Origin of the sequence: Asanoa siamensis (genome assembly GCF_016862555.1) — a bacterium.
Lineage (GTDB): Bacteria > Actinomycetota > Actinomycetes > Mycobacteriales > Micromonosporaceae > Asanoa > Asanoa siamensis.
Window position 1 is genome coordinate 1 of record NZ_BONE01000023.1, and the last position, 23,260, is coordinate 23,260.

Here is a 23,260-nt window from a genome sequence, read left to right on the forward strand (position 1 = left end):
TGCGACAGCATCGCGCCGCGCGCCAGGTTGGCCCGGGCGAACGGCACCCGCAGCCGCACCTCGACCAGCGGCACTGCCGGGCGGCGGATCGCGATCACCGTGAGCCCGTTGGTCAGCCGGCGCTCCGACTGGGTCGGCAGCGCGATCGCCGCCGCCGGGAGCAGGGCGGGCAACGCCCGCTTGGTCTCGCTCACTGTCCGCCTCCGGGGATGACCTCGATGGACGCCCGGCGCTGCGGGGTCAGGGTGGCCGCGGCCTCTTGGATCTGGGCCCGGGTGACCTCGCCGATCAGCCGCGGGAGCTCGTTGATCAGCTCGGGCTCGCCGCGCTGCTCCTCGAGGACGGCGATCCGCAGCGCCCGGCCCAGCACCGCGTCGGTGTCGCGCAGCAGGTGGGTGGCCATCCGCGCCTGGACGCGGCCGAGCTCGGCGGCGTCGAGACCCTCGGTGGCCAGGCGCTCGAGCTCCTCGTCGGCGGTGCGCAGCACCTTGTCGACGTCGCCGCCCGGCGGCAGGTGGAACTGCAGCAGCGCGGCGGTCGGGTCGCGCACCTCGAACGGCTCGCCCATGAAGCCCAGGTAGCCGCCCAGGCTGGTGACCGTGCGGTCGCGCAGCACCATCCGCTCGACCAGCCGGGACGCGTCGCCGTCGGTGAGCACCTCGGCCAGCACCACGTAGGGCAGGTAGGCCGCGAAGTCGTTGATCGGGTCCGGCACCCGCCAGGCGGCGGCCACCGCGGGCAGCGGGGCCAGCTTGTCGGCGTACGACTCGCGCCGCTCGCTGGTCAGGTCGGGCTCGTCGAAGTCGGGGCGGGCCGGCGCCGGCCGGGCCGGCACGTCGCCGAAGTGCCGCTCGATCATCTCGGTGGCCGCGGCGACGTCGAGGTCACCGGCGACCGAGAGGACCGCGTTGCCGGCGGCGTAGTAGCGCGCGAAGAACTCGGCCGCGTCGGGGACCGTGGCGCTCTCCAGGTCCTCGAACGAGCCGTACCCGTCGTGCGCGTTCGGGAACGTGTCGAACATGACCGGGGGCAGCTTCAGCCAGGGGAAGCCGCCGTACGGCCGGTTGAGGACGTTGACCCGGATCTCCTCCTTGACCACGTCGACCTGGTTGCGCAGATTTTCCTCGGTCAGTCGCGGCCCGCGCATGCGGTCGGCCTCGAGGAAGAGCGCCCGCTCGAGCGCGCCGGAGGGCAGCGTCTCGAAGTAGTCGGTGTAGTCGAGGTGGGTCGACCCGTTGAAGGTGCCGCCGGCACCCTGGACGTGCCGGAAGTGGGCGAGCTTCTCGAGATTCTCCGAACCCTGGAACATCAGGTGCTCGAAGAGGTGCGCGAAACCGGTGCGCCCCTCGGGCTCGCTGCGGATGCCGACGTCGTAGACCACAGCGACGCCGACCACGGGAGCGCTGCGATCAGGCGCCAACACCACCCGCAGGCCGTTGTCGAGCGTGAACCGCTCGACCGGATATTTGGTCGCCGGGATCTTCATTTTGCGGGCCACACGGCCGAGGTTAGCGCGCTCACCCGCGAACGCGACCGTCAGACCGGGCGCATTCCGGCCAACGCGTCGTCGATCACCCAGTCCCACTCGCGGTGCGTCTCGGGCACCGAGACGTAGAGCACCGCCGCCGTCGGCCGGCCGACATCGATACAGGCCAGCGCGACCAGCTCGCTGCGGGCCCGCAGGCCGGGCGCGCTGAAGTGCAGCCGGAACACCGTCACCCAGGCCGGACGTCCACTCAGGACGGTGCGCTCGTCGCGGATCAGCTCCTGTTCGTTGGGTTGCGGGTAGTAGTTGGTGCGGGCGTCGGTGGCCACCCGCCGGCCGACGCACTCCAGGTCGAACGTGAACGCGTCGTTGGTGGCGGCCGGCACCGCGCCGGAGAGCACCGACGCGTGATAGTCGCTGGCGCCGTCGTACGCCCGCTCGGTGACGAAATGCTGCCCGACCCGGTAGGGCACCTCCAGCTCGCCGGCGTTCCACACCGTGTGCCAGGTCTCCCACGGCGGCCCGTACGCCGGGTAGGAGATCCCGGTCCGCTCGTCGACGGTGCGCGCGCCGCCGCTCGGGGCGGGCAGCGGCGCGGACGGGCTCGGTGCCGGTGTGCCGCCCGGCACGTCGGGCGGCGGCGGACAGGCGCGGGCCAGCGGCGGGCGCGCGTCGACCGGTGCGTCGAGGTGGTCCGGAAACAGGCCGCCGCCGGGGCGCGTGACGACCACCGCGAACAGCCCGACCAGCATGATCAGCGTGGCCGCGCCCGCGAACCACCAGAGCAGGCGACGCGGCCGCCGCGGGCCCTCGGGCGGAGCCGGCGGGGGCAGGTCGGGCGGCGGCGGGCCGAGCCGGGTCACCGCACCCGCGGGAAACCCTTCGGCGTTCGCCATACGACTAGTGAAACATCCGGGGCACCATGGAGGGCGTGCTGTCCGTGCCACTCGCCCTCCGCCTGCGCGACGCCGGCCTGCGCTGGAAACCCGCGCCTGGCGACCGCTTCGCCATCCCCGACCGTGACCTCGACGACGAGGTGTTCGTCCTCAGCAACATGGTGATCGCCGTCCACGAGCTGCCCGACGGCCCGGTGATCGGCTTCAACGGCACGACCGAGTGGGCGATGGACGACCTCGAGCAGAGCGAGGCGATCTGGCTGCCCCGCGAGGACCAGCTCCGCGAGCTGCTCGGCGGCACCTTCCACATGCTGGAACGCGCCGGCACGGGATATCGCGTGGAGCTGTCCGTCGGCGACCGGCGGCTTACGTTCGAGGCGGGCACCGCGGAGGAGGCGTACGGCGCGGCACTGCTCGACCTGATCCGGTTGGGAGTCGACTGATGGAGTTCCGGGAGTCCGCGGCGCGGATCGGCGACGAGCTGATCGCGTTCCGCCGCCGGCTGCACCAGCGGCCCGAGGTCGGGCTGCACCTGCCCGAGACGCAGGCGGCGGTGCTGGCCGCCCTCGACGGGCTGCCGCTGGAGGTGAGCACGGGGCGGGCGCTCAGCTCGGTGGTCGCGGTGCTGCGGGGCGCGAGCTCGGGACGGTCGGTGCTGCTGCGCGGCGACATGGACGCGCTGCCCGTGACCGAGCGCACCGGCCTGCCGTACGCGTCGACGGTCCCGGGCACGATGCACGCCTGCGGGCACGACCTGCACACGGCGATCCTGGTCGGGGCGGCCCGGCTGCTCTCCGCGGTCCGCGACCAGCTCGCCGGTGACGTGATCTTCATGTTCCAGCCGGGCGAGGAGGGCCCCGGCGGCGCCGAACCGATGCTCGCCGAGGGTGTGCTCTCGGCGGCCGGCGACCCGCCGATCGCGGCGTACTGCCTGCACGTCGCGGCCGTCTTCCCGCGCGGCCTGTTCTTCGGCCGGCGCGGCGTGTTCGGGGCGGCCCACGACACCTGCAAGGTGCGGGTCCGGGGCCGGGGCGGGCACGGGTCGACGCCGTTCCGCGCCCGCGACCCGATCCCCGCGGCGTGCGAGATGGTGCTCGCGCTGCAGACGATGGTGACCCGCGGCTTCGACGTGTTCGACCCGGTGGTGCTGACCATCGGCCAGTTCCACGCGGGCACGGTCGACAACGTCATCCCGGACACCGCCGAGTTCGCGGCCTCGCTGCGCTCGTTCTCCGCGCCGGCCCGGGAGAAGCTGGTCCGCCGTACCGCCGAGGTGGTCCGCGGCATCGCCGCGGCGCACGACCTGGAGGTCGACGTCGACTTCGAACGGGGCTACCCGGCGGTCGTCAACGACGACACGGAGGCCGACTTCGCGGCGGCGACGGCGGCGGAGATCTTCGGCGAGCAGCGCTACCAGTGGCTGCTCAACCCGAAGACGGGCTCCGAGGACATGTCCTTCGTGCTGGAGAAGGTGCCGGGCGCCTACCTCAACCTGGGCGCCTGCCCCCCGGACCGCGACCCGGCCACGGCCCCGAGCAACCACTCGGCGGACGCCCTCTTCGACGACGCGGTGGTCCCCGACGGCAGCGCCCTGCTGGCCGAGCTAGCCTTCCGCCGCCTGCGCCGGTAGCGCCGTGACCAGGGCTGCCAGGCCCGCCGCGTCGAGGAGGTCCGCCGGGCGGACCGTTTCGCCGTCGCGGACGTAGTGGAAGGCCGCGCGGACCCGGTCGACCGGGACGTCGGCCAGGTTGGCCCAGGCCAGGCGGTAGGCCGCGAGCTGGATCGCGGCCGCGCGTTCGTCGGCGCCCGTCGGGCGGCGGCCCGTCTTCCAGTCGACCACGTCGTAGCGGCCGCCCGGGTCGGCGAACACGGCGTCCATCCGGCCGCGCAGCACCACGCCGCCGACCGCGGTGGCGAAGGGCACCTCGACCTCGATCGGGGTGCGGTCGGCCCATTCGCTGGCCAGGAACAGCTCCTGCAGCTCCGCCAGGGCGTCGTCGGGCGCCGCGTCCTCGTCGGCGGCGCCGGGCAGCTCGTCGACGTCGAGCAGGCGCACCGCGCCGAAGCGCTGCTCGAGCCAGGTGTGGAAGGCGGTGCCCCGGCGGGCGTACGGGTCGGGGCGTGCCGGCATCGGCCGGCGCAGGGAGCGGGCCAGTGCCTGCGGGTCGCGCCGCAGCAGCACGAGCTGCGAGACCGTCAGGTGGCCGGGCAGCACGACCTCGAGCGGGCCGGGGCCGCGGACCAGCCGGTCGCGTTCGGCCAGCAGCAGGTCGACCTCGCGCCGCCAGCGGTCGGCGTCGTCGGCCGCCTCGGGGTCGAGCAGCGCCTCCGCGTCGGGCTCGGTCATCAGGCGGTGCACCAGCGCCGCCGCCTCGGTCATCGCCGGTCGGCGCGCGCCCAGCGGGTCGCCCGGCCACTCGGCGCGCGGGGTCTCCTCCACCGTCGGGTTGGCCTCACCCGCCGGCTCCGGGGCCCACTCGTCGACCTGGCCGCCGCCCGCGACGCAGGCGTCGTGCACCTCGACCAGGAACCGGGACGGTCCGCGGGGGCGCTTGACGCCCTCGCCCCACCAGTAGCCGGAGCAGAGCAGCAGCCGGCGCGGGCGGGTCACCGCCACATAGGCCAGGCGGCGTTCCTCGCGCTCGTCGTGCGCCTTCCACTCGTCGTTGAACTCGGTCAGCGCGGCCATCACCTCGCGCTGGTCGCCTGCGTCGTCGACCGGGAAGCGCGGCAGCCCCCCGGCGTCGCCGCGCAGCGGGAACGGCAGCACACCCATGCCCTGCAGGTAGTGGTCGGAGCCGCGGGCCGGGCCGGGCCAGCCGCCCCGGGTGAGGCCGGCGACCGAGACGACGTCCCACTCGAGGCCCTTGGCGGCGTGCGCGGTGAGCACCTGGACGGCGCCCTCGACCACCTCGACCTCGCCCGGCTCGAGGCCGCGCTCCTCGTCCTCCGCCGCGGCGAGGTAGGCGAGGAACCCGGGCAGCGCACCGCCGTCGCTGTCGGAGGCGAACCGGGCGGCCACGTCGCCGAGCGCGTCGAGGTGACCGCGGGACAGGCCGGCGTCGCCGCCCCGGCCGCCCGTGCCGGCCCGGACCGCGACCTCGACGTCGAGCCCGATGGTCCGCTCGACGTCGGCGATCAGGTCTGGCAGCGGCTGGTCGATCCGGTAGCGGAGCAGGGCCAGCTCGTTGCCGTAGGCCCGCAGCCGGGCGTAGCCCTCGGCGGAGTAGAGCTGCGCCGGCCCGAGGTCGGCCAGCGCCTCGACCAGGGTCGCCTCGTCGAGCGCGTCGGGCACGAGGTCGGCGTCGCCGTCGACACCCGTCAGGTCGCGCCGGGCCGCCGCGATCGACCGGGCCCGGCGGTGCAGCGCGACCAGGTCGCGCGGGCCGATCCGCCAGCGCGCCCCGGTCAGCAGGCGCAGCAGCGAGCCGCCGTCGGTCGGGTCGGCGAGCACCCGCAGCGTGCAGACCACGTCGCGAACCTCGGGGGTGTCGAGCAGCCCGCCCAGGCCGACCACCTCGACCGGCAGCCCGCGGGCGCGCAGCGCGGTCTCGATCGCCGGGATCTGGCTGCGCACCCGGACCAGCACGGCCGTCGTGGGCCGCTTCTCCAGCGGGATGTGCTCGGGCAGCGCGTCGGGCATCCGGGCCGCGCCGCGCCAGGCCGCGAGCACGCTGTCGGCGATCCAGCCGGCCTCGTCGCCGACCGTGTGCAGCAGTGCGCAGTGGACGGTGGCGCGGCCGCGGATCGGCTCGTCGACGCTGAACGCCGGGGCCAGCTCGGCGACCTGGGCGCCGGCCGCCCGCAGCGGGGCGGAGAGCTGGTTGGCGATGCCGAGGATCTCGGGCCGGTTGCGCCAGCTCGTGGTCAGGGTGAGCGAGCGGGCCGGCCGGCCGTCGGCGCGGGCGAACTCGTGCGGGAACCGTTCGAGGGTGCCGGCGCTGGCGCCGCGCCACCCGTAGATGGACTGACACGGGTCACCGACCGCGGTGACCGGGTGGCCGCCGCCGTAGAGGGACCGCAGCAGCACCACCTGGGCGTGGCTGGTGTCCTGGAACTCGTCGAGCAGCACGAGCGGGTAGCGGGCGCGTTCGACCGCGCCGACGTCGGGGTGATCCCGGGCGACCCGGGCCGCCCGGGCCATCTGGTCGCCGAAGTCCATCGCCTCGTAGTCGAGCTTGCGCTTCTCGAACGCGCGCACCATCGGCAGCAGCGCGAGCCGGGCCTGCTGGGTGGCCAGCGCCTTGCGGACGTCGGCGTAGACCCGGCCCGGCCGGCCCTGCACCTCGGCGAAGAACCGGCCCGTCCAGCCGGCCAGCTCGTCGGGGGTGACGAGGTGCTCGGCCAGCTCCGACGCGAGCGAGAGGACGGCGTCGGTCACCGTGCTGGCCGCTCGGTCCACATCAGACATGTCGCCGTCGTAGTTGCGCACGATCAGGTCGACGATCTGCCAGCGGGACGCCTCGGTCAGCAGCCGGCTGGCCGGCTCGTAGCCCGAGCGCAGGCCGTGTTCGGTGACGACCCGGGCGGCGTACGAGTGGTAGGTCGAGATGGTGGCCTCGCCGGACAGGTCGCCGGCCCGGCCGAGGCGGCGGACGAGTTGGCCCAGCCGCATCCGGACCCGGTGGGCCAGCTCGCCGGCCGCCTTGCGGGTGAAGGTGAGGCCGAGGATCTGGTCGGGCGTCGCGTAGCCGTTGGCGACCAGCCAGACCACGCGAGCGGCCATCGTCTCGGTCTTGCCCGAGCCGGCGCCGGCGACGACGAGCAGCGGCTCGACCGGCGCGGCGATGATCGCGGACTGCTCGGGTGTCGGGGCGTAGCGCATGCCGAGCAGCCGGGCCAGCTCCACGGGCGTGTAGCGCGGGCCGGCGGACGCGGCGCGCCGCGGCGCCGGGGCCGTGGTGAACAGCGACGGTTGGGTCACGGCTCGACCACCTGGCGCCCCTTGCCCGAGATCGGGCAGCTCGTCTGGACCGGGCAGACCCGGCACCGGCTGTTGGCGACGGCGTGGAACGTCGACGCGGCCATGGTCTCGGCCGTCCGGCGCACCAGGGCCTGCGCCCAGCCCGGCTCGTCGTGCTCCGCCAGCGACGACTGCACCTGCTCCTTGGCGGCCTTGGCGCTGGTGCCGAGCTGGACCAGGGCGGCGCCGCCGGGCTCGGCGCCGTGCGGATCGAACGCGCCCGCCTGCACCGCCGCCTGGTAGGCCGCGAGCTGCGGGTGCTCGGCCAGGTCCTCGGCGGTGGAGGTGGTGCGGCCGGTCTTGAGGTCGACCACGACCAGCCGGCCGTCGGCGTCGACCTCGAGCCGGTCGACCCGGCCGCGCAGCTCGATGTCGTGGGCCGGGTCCTCGAGCCGCACCGCGAACTCCTGCTCGATCGCGAGCAGTCGGCGCGGGTTGGCGGCCAGCCAGACCAGCAGCTTGTCGACCATCGCCTCGGCCCGCTCGCGCTCGGGGCCGGCCAGCCAGCGGGCGGCCAGGTCGATGGCGTCGAACCGGGCCGACACGTATTCGATGAGCCGCTCGCGGTCGACGGCGGCGTCCTCGGCGAGCATCGCGGCGTTGTGCACCAGGTTGCCGATGCCCTGGGCGGCCGTGGGCGGCGCGCCGCCGCCGTGGCGTTCGAGCAACCAGCGCAGGCTGCACCGCAGCGCGCTCTCCATCGTGGACGGCGTGACCCGGACGGTCTCGCCGGGCTCGGCCAGCGGGCGGTCGTCGGAGAGCGGGCGCAGGCCCCACCAGTCGTCGGGATGGGCGCCCGGCACGCCGGCGGCGGCCAGCCGCGCCAGCTCGCGCGCCGCCGCGTGCCGTCGGGTGGGTGTCGCGGCCGGGTCGGTGGCGGCGGTACGCAGCTCGGCGACCAGCGCGGGCAGCGTCATCGCCCGGGGCGGCCGAGCCAGCGGGAGGTCGTCGGTGTCGTCGCGCGGTGCGGGCACGGCGGAGACCGGTGCGGCACCACCGGGCGGGGCGACCTCGGGCCACTCGTCGTCGGGCCAGATCACCCGGCCGTCGGCGTCGACCGGCAGGTCGTCGGGATCCGGCAGGAGCTGCTCGGCGTCGGACGGGTCGGGCGGAAGATCGTCGGGCGGCAGGTCGTCGGGATCGGGCGGCAGGTCGTCGTCACCGGGGTCGGGCCCGTCGGGACCGGAGTCGTCCCGGTCCTGCTGGTCGCCGCCCGGCCCCAGCAGCTCGTGCAGGAACCGGCTCGGCTGCTCCTCGTGGTCGGCCCCGCCGACCGCCGACGAGTTGACCGCCGAGACCAGCAGCCGTCGCCGGGCCCGGGTGGCCGCGACGTAGAACAGCCGCCGTTCCTCGTCGAGCAGCGCCGACGCCTGGCCGACCAGCGAGGCCGCCACGCCCGTGCCGTCGTCGCGCCCCGAGACCACGTCGACGAGCCGTTCGGAGCCCAGCAGCGTGCCGCGCAGCCGCAGGTCGGGCCAGATGCCCTCCTGCACGCCGGCCACCGCCACCAGGTCCCACTCGAGACCCTTGGCCGCGTGGGCGGTCAGCAGCCGGACCGCCTCGCCGCGGTCGGCGCTGGGGGCGATCGAGTCGGCCGGTAGCTGCTGGCCCAGCACGTGGTCGAGGAACACCTCGGTGCGGGCGCCCGGCAGCCGGTCGACGAACCGGGCCGCCGCGTCGAAGAGCACCACGACCGCGTCCAGGTCGCGGTCGGCCGCCGCGGCCCGCCAGCGGGGGCCGTTGTCGGGCTCGCCGGTGGCGCGGCCGGCGCGGACGATCGCGCCGTACCACCGGTCGCCCAGCCCCGTTGCCCGCCAGAGGGCCCAGAGCACGTCCTCGGCGGTGCTGGCCGGCTCGGCCGCGGCCTCCCGGGCGGTGGCCAGCAGCCGGGCGACCGACTTGGCCGGCGCGGCCCAGCGCCGCTCGACCGCGGCCAGCTCGGCCGGGTCGCGCAGGGCCTCGACCAGCAGCTCGCCGGAGGGGCGCCGGTCGCCGGCGGCCAGCGCGAGCGTGCGCAGCCCCTGCCGCAGCCGCCGCTCGGCGAGCGGGTCGGCGCCACCGAGCGGCGAGTGCAGCAGCGCGACCGCCGCCTCCTCGTCGAGCCAGGCCGGCTCGAGCGCGCAGCGCAGCAGCAGGAGCAGCGGCGCGATCGCCGGCTGCTGGTGGAGGGGCAGGTCTTCGGCGTGGACGACGGTCGGCACGCCCGACGAGTGCAGCGCCCGCTGCAACGCCGGGAGCTGCAGCGTGGTCGACCGCAGCACGACCGCCATCCGCGACCAGGGCACGCCGTCGAGCAGGTGCGCCTCGCGCAGCGCGTGGGCGAGGAAAGCGGCCTCGCTGGTGCGCGAGCGGAACGTGCGGACCTCGACGGTGCCAGGCACGGTGTCGGGGGCGGTCAGCGCGCGCCGGTGGCCGACCGGCCCGCGCAGCCGGCGGGCGACCCGCCCGGTCGCCTCGAAGAGCGGCCCGGCCGAGCGGTAGTCGGTGCGCAGGGTGATCGACCGGGCCACCGCGCCGGACGCGGTGCGGAACCGGTGCGCGAACGTGGTCACCCCGGCCGGGTCGGCGCCCCGGAACGCGAAGGTCGACGAGTCGGGGTCGGCGAACGCGATCAGCGGAGTGCCGCCGCCGGCCACGCGGTGCAGCAGGTCGAGCTGCGCCGGGTCGGTGTCGGCGAGCTCGTCGACGTAGACGACGTCGAGCCGCCCGCGCTCGGTGGCCAGCAGCTCCGGGTCGTCGTCGAGCAACCCGGTGGCGGCCCGCACGAGCTCGGCGGCGTCGTAGGCCACGGACCCGCGGGTGGTCACGTCGCGCAGGGCCAGCACCGCCACGTATTCGCGCAGGAACCGGGCCGCCGCCGGCCAGTCGTCGCGCCGCAGCCGCTCGCCGAGCCGGGCCAGCTCGACCGGCCCGATGCCCCGCTCGGCGGCGCGCATCAGCAGGTCGCGGAGCTGCTCGGCGAACGCCCGGGTGCGCAGGGCGGGACGCAGGTGCTCGGGCCAGCCGATCGGGTCGTCGGCCTCGCCGTCGGGCCCGACCACGTCGAGCAGCTCGCGGATCACCAGGTCCTGCTCGGGCCCGGTGAGCAGCCGCGGCGACGGCTCGCCGCGCAGGGCCGCGGCCCGGCGCAGGATGCCGAACGCGTAGGCGGCGAAGGTGCGCACCAGCGGCTCGTGCACGACCCGGCCGTCACCGGCGGCCACCCGGGCCTCGATCCGCTCGCGCAGCGCGGTGGCGCCGCGCCGGCTGAACGTGAGCACCAGCACCCGCTCGGGATCGACGCCGGCAGCCACCCGGGCGGCGACGGCCTCGACGAGCGTGCTGGTCTTGCCGGTGCCGGGCCCACCGAGCACGAGCAGCGGCCCGTCGGTGTGCGCGACCACAGTGGCCTGGAGAGGGTCGAGCCGGTCAGCCCGAGGCTCCTCCGGCGCGGGCGCCCGGCGAACCAGCCGGTACGCCTGCATCCGCCCATCGAACCACGCGGGTCCGACAAGCCACACCGACCCCACCCACCCCGACGGGCGACGTCAGCGGGGCAGGGCGGCCAGGGCCTCCTCGATCGTGTCGACCACCACGAGGCGGTCCAGCGCCTCGCGGCGGACGAAGCCCGTCGGGGCGAGGGAGTCCAGCCAGGTCAGCAGGCCCGTGTAGAAGCCGTCCGTGTTCAGCACGACCACCGGCTTGTCGTGGACGTGCAGGGAGGACGTGGTCCACACCTCGAACAGCTCGTCCAGCGTGCCGATGCCGCCCGGCAGGGTGAGGAAGGCGTCCGACTTCTCGATCATCAGGTTCTTCCGGCTCGCCAGCCCGTCGGTGACGACGAGCTCGCCGGCCTTCGTGTCGGCGATCTCGCGGTCGACCAGCGACTGCGGGATCACGCCGATCGTGTGGCCACCGGCGCCACGGGCGCCCTCGGCCACCGCGCCCATCAGGCCCGCCCGGCCGCCGCCGGAGACCAGCACGTGCCCGTGGCGGGCCAGCGCGTCGCCGACCTCGGTGGCGAGGTCGAGCCAGCGCTGGTCCAGCAGGCGCGACGAGGCGCAGAAGACGCAGACGGCCGCCATCGGCTCAGGCGTCGGCGCCGCGCCGGGCGGCCGCCGCCTCCTGGAGAGCCTCCTGCTCGGCCGCCAGCGCCGCGTCGGCGTCGACGATGTAGCGGACCGCGGCGTCGACGTCGTCGGTCACGCAGATCAGCTCGAGGTCGGCCTCGCCGATCTTGCCGTCGGCGAGCAGCGTCTCGCGCATCCAGTCGAGCAGGCCGCGCCAGTAGGACTCGCCCATCAGCACGACCGGGAACCGGGTGACCTTGCCGGTCTGCACCAGGGTCAGCGCCTCGAACAGCTCGTCCATGGTGCCGAAGCCGCCGGGCAGCACGACGAACGCCTGCGCGTACTTGACGAACATGGTCTTGCGCGCGAAGAAGTAGCGGAAGTCGATGCCCATGTCGACCCAGTCGTTGATGCCCTGCTCGAAGGGCAGTTCGATGCCGAGCCCGACGGAGAGGCCGCCGGCTTCGGTCGCGCCGCGGTTGGCCGCCTCCATGACGCCGGGGCCGCCGCCGGTGATGACCGCGTAGCCGGCCCGGGCCAGCCCGGCGCCGACCTGCTCGGCCAGCACGCATTCGGGGCTCTGCGGCTTGCTCCGGGCCGAGCCGAACACGCTGACGGCCGGCGGCAGGTCGGCGAGCGTGTCGAAGCCCTCGACGAACTCGGAGAGGATGCGCAACGCGCGCCAGGCGTCCTTGGTCTTCCAGTCGGCCCGCGTACGCGAGTCCAGCAGGCGCTGGTCGGCGGTGCTGAACGGGATCGCGTCCCGGCGCAGCGTGACCGCACCGCGGTGGCGCTCCGGGCCGCGCAGCCTGTCGGGGTTCCGGCCGTTTCCGTGGGTCATGGTCACCACGGTAGCCAAGTCGCCACGCGCCATCGGGTTGCGGCCCGCGCGAAGATTCCCACCGGACGATTAGGCCATCCGGCCAGCAATGTGGCGGAACAAGAAATTAACCCGGATGCGGCCGCAACCGAATTCGCTTGCTGGGCGTCTTATTTTCAAATACTGGGTATGCAGGCCCGCCCGGTATCGCCGGGCACGTCGTGACCGACGGGGGAGGGAGAGCCACGATGACCCGCTTCGACCAGATCCGCCAGCGCCGTGAAATGCACCGCCGTATCCGGGCGGTCGTGGCCGAGCGCCGGATGGACCGCATCGCGCCGATCACCGACGACGATGACGAGCCGACCATAGAGATACGGCCCATCGACGACGCGATGCCGACCGCCTCCTAGGAGGCGGTCGCGCCATTTCGGGCTACCCCGTCGCGAGCCAGCGGTGCAGGGTCGCCGCGCCCTCCCGGATCAACGGGATCTCGACCCGCTCGTCGACCGCGTGCGCCACGTTCGGGTCGCCCGGGCCGAAGTTGAGCGCCGGGATGCCCATCGCCGCGAACCGTGACACGTCCGTCCACCCCAGCTTGCCGATCGGGTCGCTGCCGACCGCGGCGAGGAACTCCTGCGCCGGCGCGGCGGTCAACCCGGGCAGCGCACCCGGGGCTGCGTCGATCAGCGTCACCTCGTACCCCTCGAACAGCGAGCGCAGGTGGGCCTCCGCCTCCTCGACCGTCCGGTCCGGGGCGAACCTGTAGTTGATCTCGATCTCGCAGCGGTCCGGGATCACGTTGCCGGCGATGCCGCCGTTGATCCGCACGGCGTTGAGCCCCTCGCGGTAGGCGCAGCCGTCGATGGTCACCCGCCGGGCGTCGTAGTCGGCCAGCCGGTCGAGCACCCCGGACGCGGCGTGGATGGCGTTGACCCCGCGCCAGGACCGGGCCGAGTGGGCCCGCTTGCCGGTGGTCGAGACGTGCACCCGCATCGTGCCCTGGCAACCCGCCTCGACCACGCCGTGGGTCGGTTCCAGCAGCACGGCGAAGTCGGCGGCCAGCCACTCGGGGTGGCTCTTGCCGACGAGCGTGAGCCCGTTGTACGCGGAGTCGATCTCCTCGGCCTCGTAGAAGAAGTAGGTCAGGTCGTACCGCGGCTCCGGCAGCGCCACCGCGAGCTGCAGCGCCAGCGCCACGCCGGACTTCATGTCGGACGTGCCGCAGCCGTACATGATCTCGCCGTCGATCCGGGCCGGCAGGTTGTCCGCGATCGGCACCGTGTCGAGGTGCCCCGCGAGCACCACCCGCTGCGCCCGGCCGAGGTCCGTACGGGCCATGACCGTGTTGCCCAGCCGCTCCACCCGCAGGTGCGGCACCGCCCGCAGGACCTGCTCGACACAGTCCGCGATGTCCTTCTCGTGCAGCGACACCGACTCGATGTCGACGAGCACACGGGTCAGCTCGACCGGGTCCGACAACACAGCGGGGGTAAGCGGGTTGGTCATAGCTCGCACGCTACCGTTTGAGACGTGACGAGCGAGCAGCCTGCCTGGGGAATCGGCCTGTCGACCAGCACCGCGGAAGGTCAGGTGCTGGACGCCTGGTTCCCCGCGGCCAACCTGGGGCTCGGCCCCCTCCCGACCGGTGACCCCGCCGCCCTGCTCGGCGCCGCGGCCGGTGCCGTCGGCGAGCGCGCACTCCCGGGCCTGCGCACCGAGATCGTGGTCGTGGAGATCGGCTCGCTGGCCGACCCGATCAAGGACGCCGCCGACGCGTACCTGCGGCTGCACCTGCTCTCCCACCGCATCGTGCGGCCCAACGAGCCCAACCTCGACGGGATCTTCGGCATGCTGGCCAACGTCGCCTGGACGTCGGCCGGGCCGTGCCCGCCGGACCGCGTCGACGAGCTGCGGGTGAGCGAGCGGCTGGCCGGTCGACAGCTCACCGTGTACGGCGTCGACAAGTTCCCGCGCATGATCGACTACGTGGTGCCCGCCGGCGTGCGGATCGCCGACGCCGACCGGGTGCGCCTCGGTGCCCACCTGGCCAGCGGCACGACCGTGATGCACGAGGGCTTCGTCAACTTCAACGCCGGCACGCTGGGCACCTCGATGGTCGAGGGCCGGATCGTGGCGGGCGTGGTGGTCGGCGACGGCTCCGACATCGGCGGCGGCGCCTCGATCCTGGGCACCCTGTCCGGCGGCGGCAAGGACAAGCTGCGGATCGGTGAGCGCTGCCTGCTCGGCGCGAACGCCGGCATCGGCATCTCGCTCGGCGACGACTGCGTTGTCGAGGCCGGCTGCTACATCACCGCCGGCTCGAAGATCACGCTGCCGGACGGCCGGGTGGTCAAGGCCCGCGAGCTGGCCGGCCTCGACAACCTGCTGTTCTGGCGCAACTCGGTGACCGGCTCCCTGGAGGCCAAGCCCCGCGCGGGCAAGGGCATCGAGCTCAACGCGGCGCTGCACGCCAACGACTAGCACGGCCCACCGGATACGGTGGTGTCTATGCGTGCGGCCGTGCTGGGCATCGACTTCGGCACCTCCAACACCGCCGCCAGGTCCGGGCCGCCGGAGAGCCGGTCGAGCGGCTGGTGCTGACCGGTCGCGGCGGCGTTCGCGGTCGGGACGCTGCCCGACGGCGGATACGCGCTGGTCTACGACCTCGGCGCCGGCACCTTCGACGCCTCGGTGGTGCGGCGCGACGCCGGCGGTTTCACCGTGCTGGCCACCGAGGGGCTGGTCGGCGCCGGCGGGCTCGACATCGACGCCGCGATCGTGGCCTACCTGACCGCGGTGCACGGCGGCGACGCGCGCTGGGCCCGGGTGGTGGAGCCCGCGACCGACCAGGAGCGGCGGGTCAACCGTCAGCTCTGGGACGACGTGCGCGCCGCCAAGGAGTCATTGTCGCGCCGCACGTCGGCCCGCATCCCGCTGCCGGGCCAGGACGACGCGCTGCTCGGCCGCGAACAGCTCGACGCGCTCGCCCGGCCGCTGGTCGACCGGACCGTCACCGCGTGCCGGGCCGCCCTGGCCGCCGCGGGGGTCCGGGCCGGCGACCTCGCGGGCACCTACCTGGTCGGGGGCGCGAGCCGCTATCCCCTCGTGGCCACGGTGCTCCACCAGGCCCTGGGCAGCACTCCGGTGAGGGTCGAGCAGCCCGAGCTGACCGTGGCGGAGGGCGCGGTGCGGCTCGCGGCCGGGCCGGCCGTGGAGGCGGCGACACCAGAGGTGCGACCGGAGCGCCGGCGGCGGGTGTCCCGCCGGATCACCGTGCTGGCCGCCGGGATCGGCGTGGTCGCGGTCTCCGCCGCGATGGCGCTGGTGCTCGCCCCGGACGCGCGCACTCCCGCGGGTCTCGTCGCGGCGTCGTCGACCCCGCCGCCGTCGCCGACCGGGTCGCCCACACCGACACTCAGGGTCGTGCCGGGCGTCGACCCCTGCCTGGTCGGGCAGTGGCAGGTCGTGACCTGGGACGAGTACGACGTCGGGCTCTTCGGCGCTGACGTCGACCTCGTCCTCGTCGGCAAGGGCCAGATCGTCAACTTCCTGGCCGACGGCACGTCCTGGAACGACAGCCGCACGGGCGTCACCACCGGCGGGAAGGCGGGCGGCAACACCTACCGGGTCACCCACACCGGGACGCTGCGGAGCACCTACCGCACCGTCGACAACAAGCTCGCCTAGACACCATCAACGTGCTGGGTGAGGGCTGGCAGATGGAGTACCGGCGGATCAGCCACACCCCGGCGCCGTACGCCAGATGATCAGCCGTCGACCAGCCGGACGACCAGATCGGCGCGTAACCGGGTCGTGGCGATCAGCTCCGCGTTGACCTGGTCGCTGCCGTACGAGCGGGCCTTCGCCTCGACCTGGCTGCGCCCGTACGCCATGTGCCGGGCGACCAGCCGGCGCAGCCGCTCCTCCTCGTCCAGGTCCACGTACCAGACCTCGTCGAGCAGCAGCCGCACCCCTGACCACGGCTCGTCCGGCACCAGCAGGTAGTTGCCCTCGGTGACGACGAGCCGCACCTCCGGCGGCACCGGGATCGACCCGGCCACGGGCTCCTCGATCTCGCGGTGGAACGCCGGGGCGTAGACGGTCTCCGGGCCGGCGGCCGCCAGCCGGCCGAGCATCGAGACGTAGCCGGCCGCGTCGAACGTGTCGATCGCGCCCTTGCGGTCGTGCCGGCCGAGCCGGTGCAACTCCGCCTCGGCCAGGTGGTAGCCGTCCATCGGGACGAGCGCCGCCGTGGGCCCGACCGCGTCGACGATCCGGGCTGCCAGGGTCGACTTGCCGGCGCCGGGCGGGCCGACGATGCCCAGCAGCCGGCGCGGGCCGAGGTCCGCCAGCGCGGCCGCCCGGGCCGTGAGCACATCGAGGGGGTACGACGTCACGCGTGGAACTATCGCACGGCCGTTACCGCGTATCGGCGCGCGCCGGAGTTGACCGACCTACCGTGGTGAGCAGGGGGTGTGCCATGGCAGCGGAAGCGACGGAGATCGAGATCACCACCATCGGCCGGCGGACCGGGCAGGGTCATTCGATCCCGGTGTGGTTCATCCGGGAGGGCAAGTCCACCTTCCTGCTGCCCGTCGGCGGGCGCGGCAGCCAGTGGTTCCGGAACCTGCGGAAGAACCCGACGATCAAGCTCGGCTCGGCCTCGGGCAAGGCCCAGCTCATCACCGACCAGGGCCGGGTCGCCCACGTGTTCGAGGAGTTCAGCAGCAAGTACGGCGCCAACGACGTGAACCGGTTCTACCCGGGTGTCGACGTCGCGGTGGAGGTCCGGGACTCTTGACGGTCGCCCTGGCGGAGGCGACCGGGCGGGTGGCCGCGGTCGACCCGGCCCTGGCCAGGGTGGTCCGCCGGGCGGGGCCGCTGCGGCACCGCAAGCGCGACCCCGACGGGCCGTTCGGCGCCCTGGTCCGGGCGATCACGTTCCAGCAGCTCTCGGGGCGGTCCGCGATCGCGATCCACGGCCGGCTGCGGGCGCTGGTGGACGGGCCGTTGACGCCGGAGGCGCTGCTGGCGCTCTCGACCGAGCGACTCCGTGCGGCCGGGCTCTCCGGCAACAAGACCGCCGCTCTGCGGGACCTGGCGGCCAAGGTCGCCGACGGCACCGTGGTGCTGCGGGCGGGCGCCCGGATGTCGGACGACGAGATCATCGAACGGCTGGTCACGGTACGCGGCATCGGCCCCTGGACAGCCGAGATGTTCCTGATCTTCGAGCTGCGCCGGCTGGACGTGTGGCCGGTCGACGATCTCGGGGTGCGGCAGGGCTTGACGCACATCTGGCCGCGCGACACGGTGCCGACGGCGAAGCAACTGGAGCCGGAGGGCGAGCGGTTCCGGCCCTACCGCACGGTGGTGGCCCGCTACTGCTGGGCCGCGGCCGCTTTCGAGCCCGGCGGCACCTCGGCCGACCTGCGTTAGTCGCGCAGGGCGGTCGGCTCGCTGATGGTGAACCGGGCCTCGATCGCGGCGTGCACGGTCTGCACCCGCGGATCGAGGTCGATCGTCGGGGCGCCACCGCGTTCCATCGCGGTGTCGGCCATGGCGGCGCGGGCGAACATCGGCTGCGGCCGCATCCCCGCGTCGGCCACCTCGACCAGCGCGGCGATCCGGGCACCCAGCGCGGCCGCGTAGTCGCGGGCCACGGCGATCGCGTCGTCGATCGCCGCCCGGCGCACCGCACGCTGGGCCGGGCTGTCGGGCCGCAGCTCCCACCACGGACCCGCGACCGAGGTCTGGTCGTGGTCGGCGAGCCGCAGCATCAGCTCGCCGAGCACCTCGAAGTCGACCACGGTCACGGTGGTGCTCACGGTGCCGTGGTAGCTCGCGACCTTCTCGCTCGACCGCCGGCGCTCCGGGAAGACCTGGAGGCCGCCCGTCTCACGCCGCTCCACGGCCGCGCCGTAGCCGTCGATCAGGGCCCGGACCTGCTCGGCCCGCTCGGCCAGCCGCCGCAGGGTGGCCTCGCGGTCCTTGTCGCGCGCCTCCACCACGACCGAGAACCGGGCGAGCTCGGGCGGCACCTCGCGGGTCGCCTCGCCGCGGACCGCGACGATCGGGTCAGCCATCCGCTGAGGATAGCCGCGCGGCGGCGGCCGCGACGCGCTCGTCGGTCGCGGTCAGCGCCACCCGGACGTGCCGCTCGCCGGTCGGGCCGTAGAAGGCGCCGGGCGCGACCAGGATGCCGAGCGCGGCCAGCCGGTCCACTGTCGACCAGCAGTCCTCGTCGCGGGACGCCCACAGGTAGAGGCCTGCCTCCGAGTGCGAGACCGCGAAGCCGGCTTTCTCCAGCGCCTCCCGCAGCACGCCGCGCCGGGCGGCGTACCGGGTGCGCTGTTCGGTCGCCGAGGCCTCGTCGTCGAGGGCGGCGACCATCGCGGCCTGCACCGGGTCGGGGACGATCAGCCCGGCGTGCTTGCGCACCTTGAGCAGCTCGCCGACCAGCGCCGGGTCGCCGGCCACGAAGCCGGCCCGGTAGCCCGCGAGGTTGGACCGCTTCGACAGCGAGTGCACCGCGAGCAGGCCCTCGAGTGAGCCGCCGTTGACCGACGGCGACAGGATCGAGGTGGGCTCGACCTCCCAGCCGAGGGTCAGGTAGCACTCGTCGCTGGCCACGACCGCACCCCGCTCGCGCGCCCAGTCGACCACCTTGCGCAGGTGGGCCGGCGGCAGCACGCGGCCGGTCGGGTTGGCCGGCGAGTTGACCCAGATCAGCTTGACGTCGGTGGCCGGGCCGAGCGAGAGCAGCGAGTCGGCCCGCATCACCTTGGCGCCGGCCAGCCGGGCACCGACCTCGTAGGTCGGGTAGCAGACCGGCGGGATCACCACGACGTCGCCGGCGCCCAGCCCGAGCTGCGCCGGCAGGCCCGCGACCAGCTCCTTGGAGCCGATCGTGGGCAGCACGCCGACGTCCTCGAACGTGGCACCGCAGGCGCGGGCCACCCACCGCCGGATCGCCGAGCGCAACTCGGGCGTGCCGGCGGTGAGCGGGTAGCCCGGCGCGTCGGCCGCGGCCGTCAGCGCGTCGCGGATCGCCGCCGGCACCGCGTCGACCGGCGTGCCGATCGACAGGTCGACGATGCCGTCGGGGTGCCCCGCGGCGACCGCCTTAGCGGACTCGAGCAGATCCCACGGGAAATCCGGCAGAGTGGCCGAGACCCGCACGCCGGTCAGTGCTCGCCTTCGCGCGGGGGCTGGGCGGCCACGACTGCGTGGTCCTTCTCGATCTTGCCAACCTTGGACGCACCGCCCGGAGAGCCGAGGTCCTCGAAGAACTCGTAGTTGGCAGTGGTGTAGTCCTTCCACTGCTCCGGCACGTCGTCCTCGTAGAAGATCGCCTCGACCGGGCAGACCGGTTCACAGGCCCCGCAGTCAACGCACTCATCGGGGTGGATGTAGAGCATCCGGTTGCCCTCGTAGATGCAGTCGACGGGGCATTCCTCGATGCACGCCTTGTCGAGCACATCGACGCACGGCTCCGCGATGATGTAGGTCACGGGTTTCTCTCCTCCGTAGCCACGCCGCGATCGCACGCGGCGGTCAAGAGCCTAGTATCTCGCGTGGAGGGGGGTCGATCGTGCTCCGACGGCAGGATGTAGGACACCGTGTGGTGATCCGGCGGATTGTCGGTGTTCGCAACGGTCGTCCGCTCTACTCGGACGCGCTCGGCGAGCTGGTCGCGGTCGACGAGACCAACCTCACTGTGGCCACCGCGAACGGGACGATCGTCGTACCCCTGTCGGAGGTGCACCGGGCCAAGCGGGTGCCGCCGCAGCGCCGGCCGACCGCCGCCGACGTGATCGCGCTGGAGCTCGCCGCGGACGCCGCCTGGCCTGCGCCGATCCGCGCCCAGCTGGGCGACTGGCTGCTGCGCAGCGCCGATGGCTGGACGGGCCGGGCCAACTCGGCGCTGCCGATCGGCGACCCCGACCGGCCGCTGGAGGCGGCGATCGACGCGATCGAGGCCTGGTACGCGGAGCGCGGCCAGCCGGCCCTGGTCAACACACCGCTGCCCCTCGCGGCGCCGGTCGGCGCGGCGCTGGACGACCGCGGCTGGACCGCCCGGCCGCTCACCCTGGTGCAGACCGCACCGCTGCCACCATTGGTGATCGACGGCGACGTCTCGGGCGTGTCGCTCGCCAAAGCACCCGGCGACGACTGGCTGTCGATCTACGAGGCGCGCAAGAAGAGCCTCCCGCCCGCGGCACGACAGGTGCTGACCGCGCCACCCGAGGTGCGGTTCGCGCACGTGTACGACGGCGACACGCTGATCGCCGCCGGCCGGGGCGCGGTCGTCGGCGAGGAACGGCGGTGGCTGCACCTGGGATCGATCGAGGTGCTCCCGGCGTACCGGCGGCGTGGGCTCGCCCGCCAGGTCACCGCGGCGCTGGCCGGCTGGGCCGCCGAGCTCGGCGCGACCCACGCGTTCCTGCAGGTCGAGGAGCGCAACACGGCCGCGATCGCGCTCTACGGCGGGCTGGGCTTCAGCACGCACCACAGCTATCTGACGCGGGAGCAGCCGCTCAGCGGCGCACCACGCGACGCGGCTTGCTGAGCTTGGCCTTGGAGTAGGCGGCGAGCTGGCGGGACCGGTAGTCGCGGCCGAGCACGACGAGCAGCAGGTAGCCGACCAGGAAGCCGCCCGCGAAGAACGCCGCGTAGAGCCAGACCTGGGCGAAGAACTCCCCCGCGCCGCCGCCGAACGGGTTGGCGCCGAACACGGCCGGGCCGAGCAGCACCGTGGCCAGGCAGGCGACCACCGCGGCGCCCGCCATGTCGGCCAGCAGCACGCCGACCGGCCGGTCACGCCCCCAGCGGAACGCGACGACCGCGAGCACCAGCGCGACGGCGCCGAAGAACGCCAGCGAGACGCGGTCCTGCATGTCGGTGTCGTCGCCGTACGCGATGTTCGCGACCCCCCGGGCAACCAGGTTGATCGCGAACAGCGCGCCGGCCAGTGCGCCGATCCGCAGCCAGCGGTTTCTCATCCACGCCTCCTTGACGCCGAGCCAGCAGCGTCACGTCGGCGGGTCAGCGGCCGCCCCAGCCGCCGCCACCGTTGTTGTTCGACGGCGGCGTCACCGGCGCGACGGGCACGTCGGTCGACGGGAGCTCCGGCTGGCTGTCGGGCGCCGAGGGCGCGTCCTGGTCAGGCTGAGCCTGGTCGGTCGCGGCCTGGTCGCTCTTGGCCTCGTCGGCGGGGTCGGGCTTCTCGCAGAGGTAACGCGGTTCAGCATCGTAACGCCAGCTGAACTTCTCGCGCTGCACCTCTTTGCCGTCCTTGGTGATGACGCGGTAGGCGTCCTGCGTGAAGCCGTCGGTGCCGGTCGTGGCGATGCAGTCCGGGCCGGCCGGGAGCGTCTTGGTCTCCGGCTTGGTCACGTCGTGCTTGGGCTGCCACTCGGTCTTGACGCTGTCGTAGACCTTCGTGCTCCACATCGAGACCGTGATGGAGTCCTTGGTGTACGACGTGTCGATGAGCATCCCGTACGGCGTCGTGTTCTGGAACTTCAGGTCCAGGTTCGGCCAGTAGATCGTCGACTCGATCACCGACGGGTAGCGGGAGATGTAGAACGAGTGCGGCTTGTGCTCGACGTCCTTCAGGCCCGCGTAGTAGCTGGCGTTGAACAGCGTCGTGGTGAACTGCGAGATGCCGCCGCCCACGGCCGGGACGAGCTTGTTGTTCTCGATCACCGGGGCGTCGACGTAGCCCTGCTCGTAGCCGCGCCACCCGGTGAAGCCGTTGAGCGAGAAGGTCTCGCCGGGCTTGACCACCGCGCCGTCGACCTTCTTGGCCACGGTCACGATGTTCTTCACCCGCGGCTCGGTGAGCCCGCCGGTGAACTTGGTGGTGAAGGTCGAGACCTTCTCCTTGACGCCCAGCTTCTGCAGGTTGGCGTCGGCGACCGCGGCCGGGGCCGGGGTCAGCACGGCGTCGACCGTGCGCGGGCCGCCGTTGGGCAGCACGCCGAGCACGTCGGTGGCCAGCTTGCCGCCGTCGACGTACTCGCCGCCGGCCTGGCTGACCAGCACCTGCTGGGTCGCGCCCTCGCCCTTGACCGCGGACGGCGGGGAGGACTCGATCTTCGAGATCGCGGGACCCAGCGCCGTGCGCAGCGCGCCCGGGTCCACCGACGGCGTGACGGTGCCGTCCGCCGCGGCGTCGATCTTCAGGCTCTTGGCGATCATGTCGGGGGTGATGGTCACGTCGCCCTTGGCGGAGTGCACCGTGACGGGGGCGGCCACGGCCGGCTTCACCAGCGAGTCCATGAGCTGGTCGACCGCCGCGCGGGCCTTGGCGTTGTCGACCTGGACCAGCGGCACCGACGCGGTCGCGGCACCCGGCTGGCCCGGGCCCGGCATGGTCCCGCCGGCGGTGACGCCGGCCGCGGAGATCGCGTCGACCCAGCCGGTCTTGACCGCGTCGACCGCCTTGGGCAGGTCGACACCCTTGCCGGGCGACGGGTAGGTGACGTGGGGGGTGACGCCGTCGAAGGTGATCGAGGCGGGGGTGGCGGCGTCGCCGGTGACCCGCTCGACCGTCGGCCGGAGCGCGGCGTCGAGCTTGGTGGCGTCGACCGTGACCGTGGGCTTCACCGCGTCGCCGCCCCACAGGTGCGGGCCGCCGCCGGCGACCGAGGCCACCGTCGCGTCGACGTCCACGGCCAGGCCGACCTGGGAGGGGGTGACCTGCGCGTCGGCTGTGCGGGCGGAGTCGCCGGTGATGTGGACGGTGATCGGCTTGTCCAGCCCGGGCCGGCCGTCGAGGCCGGAGTGCAGGCGACTGACGGCGGACGCACGGTCCAGGCCACCGATGTCGATGCCGAGCACGGAGGTGCCGCGGGGGACGTCACCCTTGTACGCGAACCCGGCCAGGGCACCGATGAGGATCAGCAGCAGGGCGAGGAGGGAGCCACCGATGGCGAGCCGGCGACGCTTCGTGCTCCGGGGGGCGGTCTGCATCAAATACCTTAAAGCCGGATTTGTTCGGACCGCACCGACTGTAACGAAGAGATCTCGGAACTGACA

20 protein-coding genes and 2 pseudogenes are annotated in these 23,260 nt (G+C 74.0%); 8 read left to right on the top strand and 14 right to left on the bottom strand.

The window, feature by feature from the left end; translation table 11 throughout:
* From Asi02nite_RS15880 to Asi02nite_RS15890, 3 genes and pseudogenes are all read right to left on the bottom strand, one after another.
* Positions 1 to 194: pseudogene (locus Asi02nite_RS15880) on the bottom strand (M16 family metallopeptidase); the annotation flags it as partial.
* Positions 191 to 1,486, bottom strand: a complete 1,296-nt coding sequence (locus Asi02nite_RS15885; protein WP_203713823.1) for a M16 family metallopeptidase — start codon at positions 1,484 to 1,486, stop codon at positions 191 to 193. The pseudogene Asi02nite_RS15880 and the gene Asi02nite_RS15885, both read right to left, overlap by 4 nt.
* Before the next feature lie 50 nt (positions 1,487 to 1,536).
* A complete protein-coding gene (locus tag Asi02nite_RS15890) occupies positions 1,537 to 2,382 on the bottom strand; it encodes a hypothetical protein (RefSeq protein WP_203713671.1) in 846 nt (281 codons plus the stop codon).
* Between the two features lie 35 nt (positions 2,383 to 2,417).
* Here Asi02nite_RS15890 and Asi02nite_RS15895 point away from each other — a divergent pair, with 35 nt between their 5' ends.
* Together Asi02nite_RS15895 and Asi02nite_RS15900 are read left to right on the top strand one after the other, a co-directional pair.
* The gene (locus Asi02nite_RS15895) at positions 2,418 to 2,825 is read left to right on the top strand and encodes a pilus assembly protein CpaE (protein ID WP_203713672.1); all 408 of its coding nucleotides are present in this window, start codon (positions 2,418 to 2,420) and stop codon (positions 2,823 to 2,825) included.
* Entirely contained in the window at positions 2,825 to 4,012 is a 1,188-nt protein-coding gene (locus Asi02nite_RS15900) for a M20 metallopeptidase family protein (RefSeq protein WP_203713673.1), read from the top strand. Before Asi02nite_RS15895 ends, Asi02nite_RS15900 begins: the two co-directional genes overlap by 1 nt.
* Here Asi02nite_RS15900 and Asi02nite_RS15905 read toward each other — a convergent pair.
* The 4 genes from Asi02nite_RS15905 to Asi02nite_RS15920 all read right to left on the bottom strand — a co-directional run bounded on the left by Asi02nite_RS15905 (position 3,986) and on the right by Asi02nite_RS15920 (position 12,235).
* On the bottom strand, positions 3,986 to 7,306 hold the full coding sequence (locus Asi02nite_RS15905; RefSeq protein ID WP_203713675.1) for an ATP-dependent helicase: 3,321 nt from the start codon (positions 7,304 to 7,306) through the stop codon (positions 3,986 to 3,988). The genes Asi02nite_RS15900 and Asi02nite_RS15905 overlap by 27 nt on opposite strands.
* Entirely contained in the window at positions 7,303 to 10,809 is a 3,507-nt protein-coding gene (locus Asi02nite_RS15910) for an ATP-dependent helicase (RefSeq protein WP_203713677.1), read from the bottom strand. Before Asi02nite_RS15910 ends, Asi02nite_RS15905 begins: the two co-directional genes overlap by 4 nt.
* 63 nt (positions 10,810 to 10,872) lie before the next feature.
* Positions 10,873 to 11,409 (bottom strand): LOG family protein, encoded by a 537-nt coding sequence (locus Asi02nite_RS15915; protein ID WP_203713679.1) that lies wholly within the window; start codon positions 11,407 to 11,409, stop codon positions 10,873 to 10,875.
* A gap of 4 nt (positions 11,410 to 11,413) precedes the next feature.
* Positions 11,414 to 12,235 carry an LOG family protein gene (locus Asi02nite_RS15920; protein ID WP_203713681.1) on the bottom strand — a complete coding sequence of 274 codons (822 nt, stop codon included), beginning with the start codon at positions 12,233 to 12,235 and terminating at the stop codon, positions 11,414 to 11,416.
* 227 nt (positions 12,236 to 12,462) lie between these two features.
* On the opposite strand from Asi02nite_RS15920, the gene Asi02nite_RS15925 reads away from it, so the two are divergent.
* A complete protein-coding gene (locus Asi02nite_RS15925) occupies positions 12,463 to 12,627 on the top strand; it encodes a hypothetical protein (RefSeq protein ID WP_203713683.1) in 165 nt (54 codons plus the stop codon).
* 22 nt (positions 12,628 to 12,649) lie between these two features.
* Here Asi02nite_RS15925 and dapE read toward each other — a convergent pair whose 3' ends face one another.
* Positions 12,650 to 13,723 carry a succinyl-diaminopimelate desuccinylase gene (gene dapE, locus Asi02nite_RS15930; protein WP_203713684.1) on the bottom strand — a complete coding sequence of 358 codons (1,074 nt, stop codon included), beginning with the start codon at positions 13,721 to 13,723 and terminating at the stop codon, positions 12,650 to 12,652.
* Positions 13,724 to 13,747: 24 nt separating this feature from the next.
* Here dapE and dapD point away from each other — a divergent pair, with 24 nt between their 5' ends.
* Positions 13,748 to 14,698: a 2,3,4,5-tetrahydropyridine-2,6-dicarboxylate N-succinyltransferase gene (gene dapD, locus Asi02nite_RS15935; protein WP_203713686.1), complete on the top strand. Its 951-nt coding sequence runs from the start codon at positions 13,748 to 13,750 to the stop codon at positions 14,696 to 14,698.
* 135 nt (positions 14,699 to 14,833) lie between these two features.
* Positions 14,834 to 15,904, top strand: a pseudogene (locus Asi02nite_RS15940) (Hsp70 family protein); the annotation flags it as partial.
* Positions 15,905 to 15,984: 80 nt separating this feature from the next.
* Here Asi02nite_RS15940 and Asi02nite_RS15945 read toward each other — a convergent pair.
* Positions 15,985 to 16,614: a nucleoside/nucleotide kinase family protein gene (locus Asi02nite_RS15945; protein ID WP_203713688.1), complete on the bottom strand. Its 630-nt coding sequence runs from the start codon at positions 16,612 to 16,614 to the stop codon at positions 15,985 to 15,987.
* 83 nt (positions 16,615 to 16,697) lie between these two features.
* On the opposite strand from Asi02nite_RS15945, the gene Asi02nite_RS15950 reads away from it, so the two are divergent.
* Both Asi02nite_RS15950 and Asi02nite_RS15955 read left to right on the top strand, forming a co-directional pair.
* Positions 16,698 to 17,018, top strand: a complete 321-nt coding sequence (locus Asi02nite_RS15950) for a nitroreductase/quinone reductase family protein (RefSeq protein ID WP_203713690.1) — start codon at positions 16,698 to 16,700, stop codon at positions 17,016 to 17,018.
* Positions 17,015 to 17,653, top strand: a complete 639-nt coding sequence (locus Asi02nite_RS15955) for a DNA-3-methyladenine glycosylase family protein (protein WP_203713692.1) — start codon at positions 17,015 to 17,017, stop codon at positions 17,651 to 17,653. Before Asi02nite_RS15950 ends, Asi02nite_RS15955 begins: the two co-directional genes overlap by 4 nt.
* Here Asi02nite_RS15955 and Asi02nite_RS15960 read toward each other — a convergent pair.
* Genes Asi02nite_RS15960 through fdxA form a run of 3 tightly spaced genes read right to left on the bottom strand, consistent with a single transcriptional unit; the run spans position 17,650 to position 19,728 of the window.
* Positions 17,650 to 18,300 (bottom strand): SIMPL domain-containing protein, encoded by a 651-nt coding sequence (locus tag Asi02nite_RS15960; RefSeq protein WP_203713694.1) that lies wholly within the window; start codon positions 18,298 to 18,300, stop codon positions 17,650 to 17,652. The genes Asi02nite_RS15955 and Asi02nite_RS15960 overlap by 4 nt on opposite strands.
* The gene (dapC, locus tag Asi02nite_RS15965) at positions 18,293 to 19,396 is read right to left on the bottom strand and encodes a succinyldiaminopimelate transaminase (RefSeq protein WP_275410347.1); all 1,104 of its coding nucleotides are present in this window, start codon (positions 19,394 to 19,396) and stop codon (positions 18,293 to 18,295) included. Before dapC ends, Asi02nite_RS15960 begins: the two co-directional genes overlap by 8 nt.
* Before the next feature lie 5 nt (positions 19,397 to 19,401).
* The gene (gene fdxA, locus Asi02nite_RS15970) at positions 19,402 to 19,728 is read right to left on the bottom strand and encodes a ferredoxin (protein ID WP_239126749.1); all 327 of its coding nucleotides are present in this window, start codon (positions 19,726 to 19,728) and stop codon (positions 19,402 to 19,404) included.
* 80 nt (positions 19,729 to 19,808) lie between these two features.
* On the opposite strand from fdxA, the gene Asi02nite_RS15975 reads away from it, so the two are divergent.
* Positions 19,809 to 20,786, top strand: coding sequence for a GNAT family N-acetyltransferase (locus tag Asi02nite_RS15975; protein WP_203713696.1), 978 nt, complete (start codon positions 19,809 to 19,811; stop codon positions 20,784 to 20,786).
* Here Asi02nite_RS15975 and Asi02nite_RS15980 read toward each other — a convergent pair.
* A complete protein-coding gene (locus tag Asi02nite_RS15980) occupies positions 20,755 to 21,219 on the bottom strand; it encodes a hypothetical protein (RefSeq protein WP_203713697.1) in 465 nt (154 codons plus the stop codon). The genes Asi02nite_RS15975 and Asi02nite_RS15980 overlap by 32 nt on opposite strands.
* Positions 21,220 to 21,262: 43 nt before the next feature.
* Complete coding sequence (locus Asi02nite_RS15985) at positions 21,263 to 23,194, bottom strand: VanW family protein (protein WP_203713698.1); 1,932 nt, start codon at positions 23,192 to 23,194, stop codon at positions 21,263 to 21,265.
* Between the last annotated feature and the right edge of the window lie 66 nt (positions 23,195 to 23,260).

Bases quoted from the DNA above. Each gene is read 5' to 3' on its own strand.
- Asi02nite_RS15925 (WP_203713683.1), top strand. From the start codon at position 12,463: ATGACCCGCTTCGACCAGATCCGCCAGCGCCGTGAAATGCACCGCCGT.
- Asi02nite_RS15910 (WP_203713677.1), bottom strand. From the start codon at position 10,809: ATGCAGGCGTACCGGCTGGTTCGCCGGGCGCCCGCGCCGGAGGAGCCT.
- Asi02nite_RS15885 (WP_203713823.1), bottom strand. From the start codon at position 1,486: ATGAAGATCCCGGCGACCAAATATCCGGTCGAGCGGTTCACGCTCGAC.
- Asi02nite_RS15915 (WP_203713679.1), bottom strand. From the start codon at position 11,409: ATGGCGGCCGTCTGCGTCTTCTGCGCCTCGTCGCGCCTGCTGGACCAG.
- Asi02nite_RS15980 (WP_203713697.1), bottom strand. From the start codon at position 21,219: ATGAGAAACCGCTGGCTGCGGATCGGCGCACTGGCCGGCGCGCTGTTC.
- Asi02nite_RS15900 (WP_203713673.1), top strand. From the start codon at position 2,825: ATGGAGTTCCGGGAGTCCGCGGCGCGGATCGGCGACGAGCTGATCGCG.
- Asi02nite_RS15890 (WP_203713671.1), bottom strand. From the start codon at position 2,382: ATGGCGAACGCCGAAGGGTTTCCCGCGGGTGCGGTGACCCGGCTCGGC.
- Asi02nite_RS15985 (WP_203713698.1), bottom strand. From the start codon at position 23,194: ATGCAGACCGCCCCCCGGAGCACGAAGCGTCGCCGGCTCGCCATCGGT.
- Asi02nite_RS15950 (WP_203713690.1), top strand. From the start codon at position 16,698: ATGGCAGCGGAAGCGACGGAGATCGAGATCACCACCATCGGCCGGCGG.
- Asi02nite_RS15920 (WP_203713681.1), bottom strand. From the start codon at position 12,235: ATGACCCACGGAAACGGCCGGAACCCCGACAGGCTGCGCGGCCCGGAG.
- dapE (WP_203713684.1), bottom strand. From the start codon at position 13,723: ATGACCAACCCGCTTACCCCCGCTGTGTTGTCGGACCCGGTCGAGCTG.
- Asi02nite_RS15960 (WP_203713694.1), bottom strand. From the start codon at position 18,300: ATGGCTGACCCGATCGTCGCGGTCCGCGGCGAGGCGACCCGCGAGGTG.